General features: G+C 41.2%; 12 protein-coding genes and 1 pseudogene. 3 read left to right on the forward strand and 10 right to left on the reverse strand.

Annotated features, from left to right (window positions below; translation table 11 throughout):
* Nucleotides 1-24 precede the first annotated feature (24 nt).
* From betA to betI, 3 genes are all read right to left on the reverse strand, one after another.
* Nucleotides 25-1,725, reverse strand: coding sequence for a choline dehydrogenase (gene betA / locus QQJ93_RS02520; protein WP_089123933.1), 1,701 nt, complete (start codon nt 1,723-1,725; stop codon nt 25-27).
* Nucleotides 1,726-1,809: 84 nt separating this feature from the next.
* The gene (gene betB, locus QQJ93_RS02525) at nt 1,810-3,270 is read right to left on the reverse strand and encodes a betaine-aldehyde dehydrogenase (RefSeq protein ID WP_089123934.1); all 1,461 of its coding nucleotides are present in this window, start codon (nt 3,268-3,270) and stop codon (nt 1,810-1,812) included.
* A 21-nt stretch (nt 3,271-3,291) separates the two neighbouring features.
* Complete coding sequence (gene betI, locus QQJ93_RS02530) at nt 3,292-3,894, reverse strand: transcriptional regulator BetI (RefSeq protein ID WP_089123935.1); 603 nt, start codon at nt 3,892-3,894, stop codon at nt 3,292-3,294.
* A 778-nt stretch (nt 3,895-4,672) separates the two neighbouring features.
* Here betI and QQJ93_RS02535 point away from each other — a divergent pair.
* Nucleotides 4,673-5,446: pseudogene (locus QQJ93_RS02535) on the forward strand (phosphotransferase).
* Between the two features lie 191 nt (nt 5,447-5,637).
* Here the strand turns inward: QQJ93_RS02535 and QQJ93_RS02540 are convergent.
* Complete coding sequence (locus QQJ93_RS02540) at nt 5,638-7,578, reverse strand: ligand-gated channel protein (protein ID WP_089123936.1); 1,941 nt, start codon at nt 7,576-7,578, stop codon at nt 5,638-5,640.
* Nucleotides 7,579-7,702: 124 nt separating this feature from the next.
* Here QQJ93_RS02540 and QQJ93_RS02545 point away from each other — a divergent pair, with 124 nt between their 5' ends.
* Nucleotides 7,703-8,695, forward strand: a complete 993-nt coding sequence (locus QQJ93_RS02545) for a LysR family transcriptional regulator (protein ID WP_160117499.1) — start codon at nt 7,703-7,705, stop codon at nt 8,693-8,695.
* Here QQJ93_RS02545 and vctC read toward each other — a convergent pair.
* From vctC to QQJ93_RS02570, 5 genes are all read right to left on the reverse strand, one after another.
* Nucleotides 8,632-9,390, reverse strand: a complete 759-nt coding sequence (gene vctC / locus QQJ93_RS02550) for an iron chelate ABC transporter ATP-binding protein VctC (protein WP_089123938.1) — start codon at nt 9,388-9,390, stop codon at nt 8,632-8,634. The genes QQJ93_RS02545 and vctC overlap by 64 nt on opposite strands.
* Nucleotides 9,391-9,395: 5 nt before the next feature.
* Entirely contained in the window at nt 9,396-10,298 is a 903-nt protein-coding gene (locus QQJ93_RS02555; protein ID WP_284186044.1) for an iron chelate uptake ABC transporter family permease subunit, read from the reverse strand.
* A gap of 109 nt (nt 10,299-10,407) precedes the next feature.
* The gene (vctD, locus tag QQJ93_RS02560; protein ID WP_089123940.1) at nt 10,408-11,346 is read right to left on the reverse strand and encodes an iron chelate uptake ABC transporter permease subunit VctD; all 939 of its coding nucleotides are present in this window, start codon (nt 11,344-11,346) and stop codon (nt 10,408-10,410) included.
* Nucleotides 11,347-11,364: 18 nt separating this feature from the next.
* Complete coding sequence (locus QQJ93_RS02565; RefSeq protein WP_089123941.1) at nt 11,365-12,306, reverse strand: siderophore ABC transporter substrate-binding protein; 942 nt, start codon at nt 12,304-12,306, stop codon at nt 11,365-11,367.
* A 180-nt stretch (nt 12,307-12,486) separates the two neighbouring features.
* On the reverse strand, nt 12,487-12,918 hold the full coding sequence (locus tag QQJ93_RS02570) for a MarR family winged helix-turn-helix transcriptional regulator (RefSeq protein ID WP_089123942.1): 432 nt from the start codon (nt 12,916-12,918) through the stop codon (nt 12,487-12,489).
* A gap of 135 nt (nt 12,919-13,053) precedes the next feature.
* Here QQJ93_RS02570 and QQJ93_RS02575 point away from each other — a divergent pair, with 135 nt between their 5' ends.
* Nucleotides 13,054-13,482: an organic hydroperoxide resistance protein gene (locus tag QQJ93_RS02575; RefSeq protein ID WP_089123943.1), complete on the forward strand. Its 429-nt coding sequence runs from the start codon at nt 13,054-13,056 to the stop codon at nt 13,480-13,482.
* 345 nt (nt 13,483-13,827) lie between these two features.
* Here the strand turns inward: QQJ93_RS02575 and QQJ93_RS02580 are convergent, their stop codons facing one another.
* Nucleotides 13,828-15,114 (reverse strand): TRAP transporter large permease, encoded by a 1,287-nt coding sequence (locus QQJ93_RS02580; protein WP_089123944.1) that lies wholly within the window; start codon nt 15,112-15,114, stop codon nt 13,828-13,830.
* Nucleotides 15,115-15,119 lie beyond the last annotated feature (5 nt).

Raw genomic sequence — 15,119 nt, forward strand, 5'->3', positions numbered from 1 at the left:
TTGTAATCAGTGACTTGCTATTAATTATTCGGCCAGTGGTAAAGCGCGTACCGGCTGTTGGCTGCGTTGAGTGTGTTGCCAATTTGGATCAACCCAAACCGCAACATTACCGGGAGTTAGTAAAGGTCGGCCTAAGATCATATCCGCGGCACGTTCTGCCACCATAATGGTTGGCGCATTTAAGTTGCCGTTAGGGATCACAGGGAAAACAGAGGAGTCGACGACTCGTAGGTTGTTAATCCCAAATACGCGGCACTCTTCATCAACGACGGCCATAGGATCATTATTTGCACCCATTTTGCAGGTACAGGATGGGTGATAAGCACTTTCTACGTTCTCTTTCACCCATTGATCAATTGCCTGATCGGACTGTTTATCAATACCGGGTTGGATCTCTGTTCCTCGGAAACTATCCATCGCAGGTTGAGCTAAAATTTCACGAGTGAGGCGAATACAGTCACGCCAATCTTGGCGATCTTGCTCGGTTGAAATGTAATTAAATTCGATACTAGGCTTAGCATGAGGGTCATTGGATTCAATGGCGACCCGACCACGGCTTTTAGGCTTATTCGGACCAACATGAACTTGAAAACCATGGCCATCAAATGCAGCTTGACCATCATAACGCATGGCAGCAGGTAAGAAATGGTATTGAATATTCGGCCATTTCAATCCTTTACGCGAGCGAATAAAAGCACAAGACTCAAAGTGATTGGTGGCACCTAAGCCGGTACGTTTTAAGATCCACTCGGTACCAATTAAGCCTTTGCTGACTAAACCAAGCTTGCTATTTAACGTGATAGGCTGTTTACACTCATATTGAAAGTAAACTTCTAAATGATCTTGCAGGTTTTCACCAACACCAGGTAAGTGGTGTTTTAATTCTACGTTTGCTTGCTTTAATGTTTTTTGATTACCGATACCTGATAATTGCAACAGTTGCACAGAACCAATAGAGCCGGCACTTGAGATCACTTCTTGCTCCGCATAAACCTGCACTATTTTTCCTGATTTTTCGTACTCTACACCGCGGGCTGTTTTGCCTTCGAGTATCACTTTATGAGCGATGATTCCGGTTAATAGAGTTAGGTTGGAACGTTTAAGTGCTCGGCGTAAATAAGCATTAGAAGTAGACGCTCGCACACCACCATCAACCGTCATATGCATAGGGCCAAAGCCTTCTTGCTGGTAGGCGTTGTAGTCTTGGGTTTCGGGATAGCCAGCTTCTTTTCCTGCATCTATAAATGCTTGGTATAACGGATTACGCTCCATGTTATTACCGTTGCAGGTTCCTACAGGACCGTCGCCGCCACGATAGTCATTAGCACCTTCGAACCAGCTTTCCGCTTTACGAAAATAAGGTAAACAATTTTGATAATTCCACCCTTGTGCGCCGGATTCTTCCCATTGGTCAAAATCACAAGCATGACCACGCACATAGACCATACCGTTAATAGAAGAGCTACCACCAAGTACTTTTCCACGTGGGCAGTGTAGTTGGCGTCCATCAAGACCTGATTCTGCTTTGGTTTCAAATTGCCAAGCGTACTTATCACTGTTCATCGGATAAGAAAGTGCGGTGGGCATTTGAATGAAAATGCTTTTATCACTGCCACCAGCTTCTAATAGTAAAACGTTATGTTCACCAGATTCGCTAAGTCGATCGGCTAATACACAGCCGGCCGAACCCGCGCCGACGATAATATAATCGTAGCGTTGTTGCATAAAATTGATTCTCCGCTTCCGTTTAAGAACGTATCGGTTTAAAGACTCGTGAGTGATTTCTCAACGATAGATAAAACACTCGCCTTATTCATAAGGGCTTTCGAAGTCACCAAGGTGGACAAACACACTTTTGGTTTGCGTATAGTGACGTAGGGTTTCGGTACCATTTTCTCGGCCAATACCCGAGTGCTTATAACCGCCAACAGGCATTTCTGCAGGGGAATCTCCCCAAGTATTTATCCAACAAATTCCCGCTTCTAGTTGATGAATAACGCGGTGAGCACGTGATAGGTTTTGCGTGAACACACCCGCAGCAAGTCCGTAGTCAGTTGCATTGGCGCGAGCGATTACTTCATCTTCATCACTAAAGGGTAGAACAGACATAACAGGGCCAAAAATTTCTTGTTGAACATGCGCCATGTCATCTTCACAATCGATAAACACCGTCGGAGCGACAAAGTTACCTTTATCTAATCCATCTTTGGTCACTTGATGGCCGCCAGTGAGCAATTTAGCGCCACTGTGTTTGGCGGTTTCAATTGCGCCCAGTACTTTGTCTAAATGCTGTTTAGAGATTAATGCTCCGACTTGAGTGTTGATGTCCATCGGATCACCAACAATCATTTTCTCGGTGCGCTGTTTTAATTGTGTAATGAAATCTTGGTAGATAGATTGATGTACAAAGACTCGAGTGCCATTGGTACACACTTCACCTTGAGTATAAAAGTTCGCTACCATGGCAGCAGATACCGCTTGCTCAAGTTTTGCATCGTCAAAGATCACTAAAGGTGATTTACCACCTAGCTCCATAGTGACTGATTTCAAAGTCTTGGCACTGTCACCCATGACGGCTTTACCTGTACCTGATTCACCAGTGAAGGAGACTTTAGCGATATCTGGGTGAGCCGTTAACATTTGACCTGCGCGGTAATCACCTTGGATAACATTAAATACACCATCTGGTACGCCTGCTTCGGTAAATATTTCCGCCAGCTTTAAAGCGGAAAGCGGTGTTTCTTCTGAAGGCTTGAAGATCATCGCGTTACCTGCAGCTAGCGCAGGAGCGGATTTCCACATGGCGATTTGAATTGGGTAGTTCCAAGCGCCAATACCAGCACAAATGCCTAAAGGTTCACGGCGAGTATAAAAAAATTGTTCATCACTAAGTGGTTGTTGTTCACCTTGTAGGCTTGGAACGAGATTGGCGTAATATTCAATCACGTCAGCGCCAGTGGTAATATCGACTTCCAGTGCTTCTTGCAGTGGCTTACCAGTATCACTTACCTCTAAAGCGGCCAGCTCATCGTTTCGTACTCTAAGGATTTTAACCGCTTTTAATAAAATCCGACTACGCTCTACAGCGCTTATTTGGGACCATATTTGAAAACCTTGCTTCGCTGATGCTATCGCTTTATTAAGATCATCTTGTGAGGCTTGGCCGATTTCAGCGATCACTTCACCATTGGCAGGATTAATGCTATGGAAGGTTTCACCGGATGTTGCGGTAGTTAATTGGCCGTGGATGTATAGAGTTTTTGTGGTCATATAAAAGCCTAATGATGTAATTTAAAGTGAAGATTGATTGTAAAAAGCGAGTTGTTTATCGAGGTAGTCATTGATGATTTCTCGCGCTTTTTCGGCATCAATACCCTCTGGATTTAAGGTGCCACGCAACCAAATTCCATCGATTAGAGATGCAATTCCATGAGCAACTAAACTGGCTTGCTCATCGGGAAGTAGCGCTTTTAATTCAATTCTTAAATGTGAAAGCAAACGCTGCTCGTTGACACGTTGAAGCCTTTTTAATTGGGCGTCATGCATAGAATAAGACCAGAATGCCAACCATGTTTTTGCTACTTTGTTTTCAGCTTGAAAGCCCTCAAAGTTAGCATTCACAATGCCAATAATGCGCTGTTGATGAGCATGGTTTGGTAAGCCGCTTAATTTGGTTTTTACCGTGTCGGAGAGCTCTCTTAAAATCGCTCGCATTGTTTCTTCAAGTAACCCGTGTTTACCGCCGAAATAATGGTTAATGATACCTGTGGATACGCCAGCTTCTTTACTGATGAGCGAAATGCTCGCACTATGCAAACCCACTCTTTCAATTACCGCCATCGTGGCTTTTACAAGCTGGGGTTTTCTAATATCAGGCATTCCAACTTTAGGCATATTTCGAATCCATTTATTTTTTATTGAACGGTTAATTAACAATAATGCTACACATAAAATGTTTAGACCTCAAATCAATATATTGAGATTTGTTTGCTGGGATTTGTGTTTATTGATATAAACTTGTTATTTTTCAGTTAAATAAAGGTTCGTAAAATATTTATTAAAAATAATAATTGTTATGGATGTAATGGTTGTTTTTAAAGCGAAAGGGAACAAAGAGGGTGAGAGAGCGGTGGATGAGTTGTGGGTTTGTGATTAGTAATGAAGGTTAATACGATTAAACTGTAAGAGAGCACAAATAACTCCCTCCCTTTACCAGTGAAAAATACTTGGCATTCAGATTTACAGCCAAGGGAGGGGGGGAGGGTTGGTGTGTGGAGCTTATTTATTATGCCCCAAACTGAGTTAGCCAGTAACCCTACAAGGGCTACAATGATATGTTCTATCATGCTAAATGTTGCCAATTCTGCATGGTTTGAAATTAGAATAATTGGATGTTTAGTTAGAAAACTAGGCATGCATGAAGCAGAGATACAACTCCGTTATCGCTTAGTTTCATATACTGAGTAAATCCACCGCTCTTCATCATGAGTTGGTTTTGGTGAATTATACGGATTATTTCCGTATTTTATGCCGAGTAAGCATGAGGTAAGTCCTACTTTATTAATAAACTTAGTTATTTAGTTTGTTGAATGAAAAAACGAATGGAATGATAGACGGAAAGGCCATATGGTTTTTTCCGTATGTTAAATTGTTAGTTGCACAGGGAGGTATCGTGGAAGAGTTATCTGGCGGAAGAGAATCTTCAATATATCGAGATGGTGAAGTCGTCTATCGACCTCTTCAGTCATGGAGTTCCACAATTCATCTTATTTTGAAGCATTTTGAGCGAGAAAAGATAGATGGACTTCCAAAGTTTCTAGGTATTAATCGAAACCAAGAAATCTTAAGTTTTGTTGCAGGTAATACCTGCAATTACCCGCTAGTTGGCGCAATCGCAACAAACGATGCACTCATGTCTGCGGGTCAATTATTACGTAAAATACATGACTCAACAGTTTCACTCTTGGAGCAAATTGATGTTAATGCACACCGATGGATGTTAGACCCGAGAGAGCCATTCGAGGTTATCTGTCATGGTGACTTTGCCCCATACAATGTTGCTCTATTAGAAAATACAGTTGTTGGTGTGTTTGACTTCGACACGGCGCACCCAGCACCAAGAATATGGGATTTAGCATATTCGGTTTATTGTTGGTCTCCTTTCAAAACTGACAGCAGTGATAAGCTAGGTACAATCTCAGAGTAGGTGGTTAGGGCTAAGTTGTTCTGTGATAGTTATGGTGCAACTGAATTAGAAAGAGAGCAATTAGCTGAAGCTATGGTTCAGCGATTACAGGCTTTAATATCCTTCATGCGTAGTGAAGCCGAAAATGGCAATGAATCCTTTGCTGAAAATATAGAGCAAGGTCATCTTCAAGCCTATCTAGATGACATAGAATATATCACTGAAAATAAACAAAAAATTCAGTGCGCATTGTGCAACTAACAAACGATCAAGGCATCAACATACTTTTCCTAATCAGACAGAAGCTTGTTAGTTCATAGTTCTAGCTCATTTCTGCCCAAAACCAATTCACTCTAATGTAATCCTCAAAAAAAGCGCCAATCAAGCTCATCGATTGGCGCCTTTTTACGAGCATTCTTTTGCTCTATTAACAGTAAAGTTTATTCATTCAATTAAAAGCCTACATTCATTCCTACCCAGTAACGACGACCATCTTCTACATAACCGTATTCATCGTAAGTGATTTCTTGATCAAGTAGGTTATAAACGGCGGCATTAACCGATACATTGCTGGTTAAGTGATAACTAACACCCATATCCCAGAATGTATAAGAAGGGGCTTCTAAGCTACTTTGAGATGGACCAGTGATAGGCTCCATTTCTTCACCGTGATAAGTCACTTGTGTCCAAGCTTCTAAATCAGAGGTTGCTTGCCAAGAAAGATCGGTACTAAATAAGTGTTTTGGCAGCTGGACTAAAGGCTGGCCTTTGTAATCACCTGATTTTTGCTCAGAATCATTTAAGGTATAACTTGCGTTCCAGAAGACACTTTCACCTAATGGGGTGCCTAAAGCAACTTCAACACCTTGCGTGGTTGCTTTATCGACATTCACTTTTTGTGTTGCAGTGCTTCCCCAAGCATTAACTGGGCCACATGATGGGCAAGAAACACGCGTGATCTTATCTTTAAAGTCGTTGTAGAAGAGCGTGACAGAAGATGTTAAACCAAAATCAGATTGATAGTTTAAGCTGATTTCTTGGTTTACAGAGGTTTCAGGTGTCAAATCTGAGTTACCGTAGATATCGCCGCCGCCACTGACTTGTGCCCATTCATCTGATGTTTCACGTAGACTTGGCGCGCGATAACCAGTAGACACACCACCTTTTAGTACCCAGTTTGGTGTCATGCTCCAGACACCGTAGGCGCGTGGGCTGATATGAGTACCATATTTTTCATCGTTATCTAAACGAGCACCAAGTGTTAAGCTGAATGATTCAACAATCGCCCACTCATCTTCTAAGAAGAATGCATAGCGATAATTATTTAGTTTAGTTAAATCTGAAGAGCTATTAGATGTGTAATCTTCGAGTTGTTCATAAGTGTATTCAAAGCCAGATGTCAAAGTATGAGAATAAATTGGTGTGACAAGGCTAGTTTTGAACACAGTGTTCATGCTTTCCATTTCTCGGCTTTTATTTTCCGAGTCTTCATATTGTAGATACGTATTCGATTGTCCGACCACGCCCCAATTACCGTCATGGGTGATAGCGTAATTAGTACGTTTATATTCATCTAGAGTATCAACACAACCATTACGACAACCTGTTGTTGGTACTGATTTTCCTACTGTGCCAGCACGAGATTGCTCACTAATACCTGCTTCAAGAGAAAAATCATGGTCGTCATTTAGTTGGTAAATTAACTTTGAATTAAAGCTATTTAAATCTTTATCTTCATAACCATTGGTAATGTTGTCCTCATCACGGACAGTCGTTTGGCCATTAAATTGGGCGGTTAATTTATCAGTAAGTGGGCCAGTTAAGTAGAAGTTAGCGCTACGTTCATCACCAGAATCACGGTTTTCTTGAATCGTAGTACCAAGTTGAACATTACCATGCCATTGCTGAGCATCTTTACGGGTGATCACGTTGATAACACCACCAATTGCATCAGATCCATAAAGTGTCGACATAGGGCCGCGGATCACTTCAATACGTTCAATCGCTTCTAAAGGTGGCAACCAGCCTTGTTCGATGCCTGGGCCATCACTATTAGGACGAGTTTGACGAGAAGATTGACGCTTACCATCAACCAAAATCAAGGTATAGGCTGACCCCATGCCACGAATACTAATGTCTTTATTATCGCCACCACCGGTAATGGTTACCCCTGGAACGGTTTTAAGTGCATCTGTCACATCGCGATAGTATTTATTTTCTAATTCATCACGAGTGATCACACTGATACTCGCTGGCGCGGTGATTTCAGCTTGTTCATAACCAGAGGCAGTGACTACCATAGTTTCGGTTTTTGTAGGTTGAGCAGCGTGTGCTTGTGTGGCCAGTAAAATTGATCCCGCTAAAGTGGAAAGCGGTAAACGATAGCTAGACATTATTATTCCTTTAAATGATAATGATTCTTAAATTCATTTGCGATTATTGCCATCTTGGCAGCTATTGAATAGATCAATGTATGGAACAGGCTGTTCCAAATATGGGATATCAGTTAGGAGAGCTATGAAAACCGAACTACAGGGAATTCGAGCCTTTGCTGCGTTAAGTCGCTACCACAGTGTGACCGCTGCTGCTAAAGCATTAAATCAGCCAAAATCAACGATTAGCCGTCGCTTAGCACAGCTAGAGACAGAGCTAGGGCAAGCTTTATTTATCAAGCAAGGTTCTCGCTTAATGTTGACTCGTGCAGGAGAAGTGTTTGCTGAATATTGTGAGCGCTTACTTACAATGGCGGAAGAGTCACAGAATGCTTTGCAATCACTAAAGCAAAGCGTCAGTGGTGAAGTAACCATGATAGCTCCACCGAGTTTGATTCGTGGGTGGTTACGCGCACAATGTCATCAATTCCTCGACGAGCACTCACAAGTGAACATCCGCTTGTTTACTGAAGCTCGTGATGAATATTTTCAAAATGAACCGGACATTGTGTTATCAATTGGTGAACAAGACTTGCCCGGTACATGGCGTAAGAAAACCTTGGGCTACTGGCAATTCGGTCTATATGCATCACCTAGCTATATTGAAAAAAAGGGTGCGCCTACTCACCCAAATCAGCTAAGCCGTCATCAATGGCTGCCATTTGAGTGTGACAGCAGTAATACGATTTATTTATCTAATGGCCAAGAACACTGTATGGCAATGCCTCCGATAAGTCGTTTAACTAGTGATAACTTATTGCTACAGATAGACTCTATTGCATCGGGATATGGTATTGGTTTATTGCCTACTTGGGTTGCTAATAATTATCTAAAAGCACACCCGGGAAACATAGAGCTTTGTATGCCCGATTGGTATAGCGCAGCACGCCCAGTCGTGTGTTATTTTGCCGCAGGAGTCTTGCCATTAAGAGTTCAAACTTTGATTAAAGCGCTTAATGACAACACTCCGAAAGAATGGCTAGAGCCTAGAAGTGTTAACAATAAAACATCTGATCATGAAAAATATAAACACATACGGTTGCCGTCGACTTCAATGACATTAAATGGTGTTTCGTAGATTTCAGATAACACAGAGGCGTCGATGACCTGATTGACGCTGCCTTTTGCGACAATTTCGCCTTTTTTCAGGGCAATAATGGTGTCGGAATAACAAGAAGCAAAGTTGATATCATGGATGACAATCACCACTGCTTTATTGAGTTCATGGGCGAGTCGACGAATGGTTGCCATGATTTGCAGTGAATGTTTGATATCAAGATTATTCAGCGGTTCATCTAAAAAGATATAGTCAGTGTCTTGCGCGATAACCATGGCAATAAAAGCCAATTGTCGTTGACCCCCACTGAGTTCATCGAGGTATTTATCTTGAATTAAAGTAAGGTCAAGGTAGTCAATTGCCTTATCAATTGCTTGATGATCGATGTCTTTTAAGTTGCCCTGACAATAGGGAAAGCGACCAAAAGAAATCAGCTCGCGTACTGTAAAGCGTAAGCTAAAGCTATTGGCTTGACGTAGTACTGATAAACGTTTGGCGAGGGCTTTGGTATCCCACTCCACCAGTTCTTTGCCATCAATCCAAACTTCGCCTTCATCACGTTTTAGTAGTCTTCCTGCCATCGAAAGTAGGGTACTTTTCCCTGCGCCATTAGGGCCAATAATCGCGGTGACTTTTCCTTTGGCAAATTCTGCACTGGCATTTTGTACCACAGGATGTTCGCCAAAGCGTTTGGTTAGTTGTTTTAATTCAATCATCAGGATTATACCACTTTGTTGCGTAATAGCAGGAATAAGAAATAGATCCCACCAACAAAATTAATCACCACACTTAAGGTGGTTTCAAAGCCGAATGCTTTTTCAATAACCCATTGCCCTGTAAGTAACGTTGCTACAGACATCAGGCCACAGGCAGTAAGTAAGTACTTATGTTGGTAAGTTTTTAGCCATTCACGTGTCAAGTTGGTGATCAGTAAACCAAAGAACATGATTGGTCCAATTAAAGCGGTGGAAATGGCAATTAATATCGATGACAGCAGCAATACTGTTCGGGTAGTGCGTTTGATATCTACGCCTAAGCTGGTGGCATTATCTTGATCGAGTAAATACACATCGAGCGTGCGATGTAGCTTAAACAACCAGATAGATACGATAGCTAATATAGGGATAGTCCAGTAAACCGGTTCGGTATCAATATTATTGAAGCTAGCAAACATACTGGCTTGAACATTGGCAAATTCATCTGGGTCCATCAGCATGGTTAAAAATGAAGATCCACTTTGAAATAACTGTCCAAAAATCACCCCTAATAGCAGTAGTGAGATAATATTATTGGCGGAATAGCGGAAATACATCAGAAATAAAACCAGAGAAAAGCCCATCATCATAACCACGGAGATTGAAAAGTTAATTACATGGTTAGTCATCATTACGCTTAAGCCACCAAACATAGTAACCACTAAGACTTGAATCAATAAGTAAAGTGAATCAAACCCCATGATACTTGGCGTTAAAATGCGGTTGTTGGTGATGGTTTGAAAGCAAAACGACGCAATGCCAATCGCAAATCCAGCAATCACCATTGCAAGTACTTTAGGCACTCGACGAGATAGGAAATATTGGTAGTTATCTGCGGTTAAACCATAGCCGATAAACAGAGCAGCCATGACTAAACTGAGTAATGCCAAAGCAACGATTTTAGATTTATCACTTGACCATAAACCCTTGTGAGTAAAAGAATTCCTTTTGTTTTTAAGCACAGGCTTATTTAATAATTTAGTGCTCATGTTTCATTCCTTTTAACACTAATAAAATAAACACGCTGCCACCTAATAAACTAATCACCATAGAAATTGGGATCTCGTAAGGGAAGATAATAATGCGTCCGACCACATCACAAGCCAGCACTAAAATAGCGCCCAATATTGCAGTTCGAGGAATGTTCTTACGTAGGTTATCGCCATAAAAACGATTAACTAGGTTAGGTACGATTAAGCCAAGAAAGGGCAGTTGACCGACGATCATGACTACTGAAGCCGACATGATAGAAACCAGAGCGACACCGATGGTCATCACTTGCTGATAATTTAAACCTAGATTAATGGCAAAATCTTTACCCATACCAACAGCGGATATTCGAGTTGCGTAAAGGTAACTAAAAATAGCGACTGGAATGGCGATATAGAGCAGCTCAAAGTTACCTGCCAAAATGTTGGCAAAGTTAGCTACGGCCCAACCAGACAAGTTTTGTAGTGCATCGTATTTGTAGGCAATGAAAGTGGCCATTGAAGAGACAATATTGCCGAAAATGATGCCAATGAGAGGTACAAAAACGACGTTTTTAAATTGAATACGTTGAATCAATTGGACAAAAAAGAGGGTGCCGATCATGGAAGTGGCAAAGATTAGCCAGAGTTGATCGCCATTGCCAAAAATCACTAGGCTCAAAACAAACCCTAGCATGGCACATTCTATGGTGCCGGATGTGGAAGGCGCTGCAAATCGGTTCTGGCTGATTTGCTGCATAATAAGGCCTGCAATGCTTAAACCACCGCCGGCTAATAAAACCGCCAGTAAGCGTGGCACACGACTGGTGAGAAATAATTGCCAAGCATTTGCATCACCTGAAATAAGGTGGGCTAACGAGACGTTACCCACCCCAACAAATAGTGAAGATAGACTTAGGCAGACTAAAATTAACAGCAATTTAGCCACAACAACCTCAAGCTTTGATTATTTGGTTAATGACTCAATATCGCTAACCATAGTTTCTGTTGCCGTAATGCCAGAACTAGCCACATACCAAGCTGGAATGTCTAAATAGATCATACGATTGTTCTTATAGGCATTAGTCGACTTAACTAGTTCATTATCAAAGTCTTGGCGAGTGGTACTTTTACCTTTATTGACTAACTTGTCGCGATCTAAAATTAATAATGTAGATGGGTTTTCTTGGCTAACCAGTTCGTAAGAAACTAATTGACCATGACCGCCGGTTTTTTCTGATTTTTTATCTTTGACTGCGATGGTTGGCTTAAACCCAAAGTCTTTATATAAAACGGAAAAACGCGATCCTTCACCAAATGATGTCACATTACCACCAGAGCTCATTAGCATTAATGCATCCATATTATGGCTTTGGTTATAAGACTTAATCGCTTTAAAGCGTTGGTTTAAAACATCAATTTTCTGATTTACTAATTCTTGTTTATCAAAAATTACGCCTAAATCATTCCAGAGAGTTTGAGTGTTTTGCCAGTAATCAGAGCCATTTTCTACAGCAAAGACAAAGGTAGGAGCGATTTTAGAAAGCTCTTTGAAGTGTTTAGAACTGCGTGGACCAACAATAATAAGATCGGGCTTCTGGGTATAAATAGTTTCAAAATCAGGCTCAAAAATGGTACCAGAAGAAGCGATATTATCAGCGTTATATTGATCAAGATAATCAGGTAAAGCGGTTCCTTTTGAAACCGCCACCGGTTTTATTTTAAGTGCATCAACGGCATCAAGTGCGCCAGTGCCAATCACTACCACGCGCTGTGGTGATGACTCAAGTGTGGTTGAGCCCATAATATGATTAACCGTGACAGATTTAGCACTTACTGAAACTGAGCTTAACGTTGCGATTGAGATGAAAGCGGAGGCTATCAAACTAGATTTGTTGAAACACTTCATTTCTTATCCTTTATGTAATCGATAACTATTATCATTGCGATTACTATATAGAGCAGAAGTAAGAAATCAAGAGCAAGAAGTGTAAAGTTAATTAAATAATGAGGTAGGACAAGAAATAGAATCACCAACTTACCAAAGAGAAGTAAGTCGGTGATTGTGCTAAATTATTTTTACGTTAAATCAGTTTAAATCTTTGATCACTCTATCTAAAAGACTAATTAATTGGTCGGCTTCTTTATCATTTAAACTTGGAAATTGGCATCGAATACGTTCCGGTATTTTCGCGGCTTTTGATTGCAAACTCTCTCCCTCGTCACTCAATTTAACGACACGTTTACGTTTATCGTGTTGATCTTTCACTATGCTTAATAGCTGTTTATCTTCCATTTTTTTGAGAATTTGCGTCATGGCACTGCCATCAATTGCAGTCTTCTCAAGCAGGTCGGTAATGCTAATGCCATCTTTTTCCCATAGCGCCATCATTACAACATATTGTGGGTAGGTTAGATTGAGTTCGGTTAATGAGTCACGGTAGGTGCGAGTGAGCCCATTAGAGGCCATATATAAACGATGGCAGATTTGGTTGTCGAGTTTGAGTTGGGGATGTTTCATGTCTATTCTCATTTTGTGCTTATTGTCATTTTAGTTTGCACACAAAATATTTGCAATTAACGTTTTAACGTTCTAGTATTTTGCGTACAAAGTATTTTTCTTGATATTTTTCGCTCAACCAAAAAGGAACAAAACATGAAAGAATTACAAAGTGTTGCTTATACCGCTAAAGCGACTGCAACAGGTGGACGTGAAGGTTCAGCAAAATCAGATGATGGTCGTTTGGATGTGGCTCTTTCAACACCAAAAGGTTTAGGCGGTGATGATGGTCAAGGTACTAACCCTGAGCAATTATTTGCGGCTGGCTACGCAGCATGCTTTATCGGTGCATTAAAATTGGTAGCAGGGCAGGCAAAAGTGGCACTACCACAAGATACGCATATTAATTCTGAAGTATCAATTGGCCCAATTGAAGGCGGGTTTGGTATTGCAGTGAAGCTAGAAGTCAATGTTGGTGATCTTGATAAAGCGACCGCTCAAGAATTAGTAAACAAAGCGCATGAGGTTTGCCCATACTCAAATGCAACACGCGGCAATATTGCGATTGAGTTATCGGTTGCTTAAACCATAGAAGCTCATTCTTCGATAAAGTGTTCAAATAAAACAAAGGCCTCACGTTATTGATATAGCGTGAGGCCTTTTTGTATCTCAATTTTCAATTAGTTGAATTGATTAACCTCAGCTTCGGATAAGAGTGTCACAATAATTAACCCAACCCACTGATATACAAAATGATAAAAACATCTGTCAGACATCTAGGGTTGATGACTTTCTCTCAATGCTGCAATTTGGGATGGATAACAAGGCAAAATCATAAGTCAATAGCTGGCCTATTGCGTTGATTTTAACGAAGTTAGACGCCTAAAGTGCTGTATTGAGTGACTTCTAGTTATCCGCAGCTGAGGTTGATTATTCCGCAAAGGCGATATCTCTTAAAAACAGTGCAATGCTTGGGAAGAAAATGAGCAAAGCTGCTGATAACAATAAGATAAAGATAAATGGTCCAGTACCACGTATCACTTCCCAATAAGGTCGTTTAAAGATGGCAATCGCTGTAAATATGTCACAGCCAAACGGTGGGGTGGCTGAGCCAATAGCGACTTGCAGAGTAATAATGATACCGACGTGAACTGGGTCGAGTCCTGTGGCTGCAATCGCTGGTGCAAAGATTGGTGTTAATACTAAGATCACCACGATAGGATCAACAAACATACAAGCCACGAAAAAGGCGATGGAAATAGAAGCTAATACGCCAAGTGGCCCCATTTGATCTATTCCAATAGCATCTAAAATGGTTTGCGGTACTTGCGCAAAAGAAATGATCCATGAAAATCCACTGCCGACCCCAACGAGTATAAAGACCACTGCTGTAATTAACCCTGTTGATTTAGCAATCACATAGATATCTTGCGTAGTGAGCGAGCGGAAAATAACAAACTCTAAAATGATGGCATATAGAACACACACCGCTGCGGCTTCTGTTGGGCTAAACACACCGCCATAAATCCCACCTACAATAATTATTGGGAACATTAATGGCCAAATAGCACGTTTGGAGGCGGTTAACCTTTCACTCCAACTAGCTTTCTCTTCGGTAGGTACTTTTTTGACAGTAGCGTAGATGTAGCAATAAATTGAGAAGAACAGCAAGATCATTAAGCCTGGGCCAATACCTGCAATAAATAACTCTGCAATTGAAGTCTCTGAAATCACGCCATAAATAATCATGCCGATACTTGGTGGAATTAAAAATGCAATATCACTGGCATTGATAATAAGAGCTAATGAAAAGGAATCACTATAGCCAGCTTTTAGTAATTTAGGGCGCAGTGCTGAGCCGACGGCAACTACCGTTGCTTGGGTAGAACCAGAAACCGCACCAAATAAAGTACAAGAAGCTGCGGTACTAATGGCTAACCCACCTTTAATGTGTCCAATAAAAGTCATCACCATATTGATGAGTCGATGTGCTGATTGTCCGCGCGTCATAATATCGGCGGCAAGAATAAACATGGGAACCGCGATCAGAGAAGCAGGGCGAATACCTCCAAGTACTTGCTGAATAAAGGTATCCATTTGGCTCATACCGCCAAACATCATATAAAAGCCCGTTAGAGCTGCTGCAGTGAGAGGAATCATCATTGGAAAGCCAATTAATAGCAGTACCAACATGATGAGCATTAAAGTCAGTGCCATAAAAT

Origin of the sequence: Vibrio algivorus (assembly GCF_030161215.1) — a bacterium.
Taxonomy (GTDB): Bacteria; Pseudomonadota; Gammaproteobacteria; order Enterobacterales; family Vibrionaceae; genus Vibrio; species Vibrio algivorus.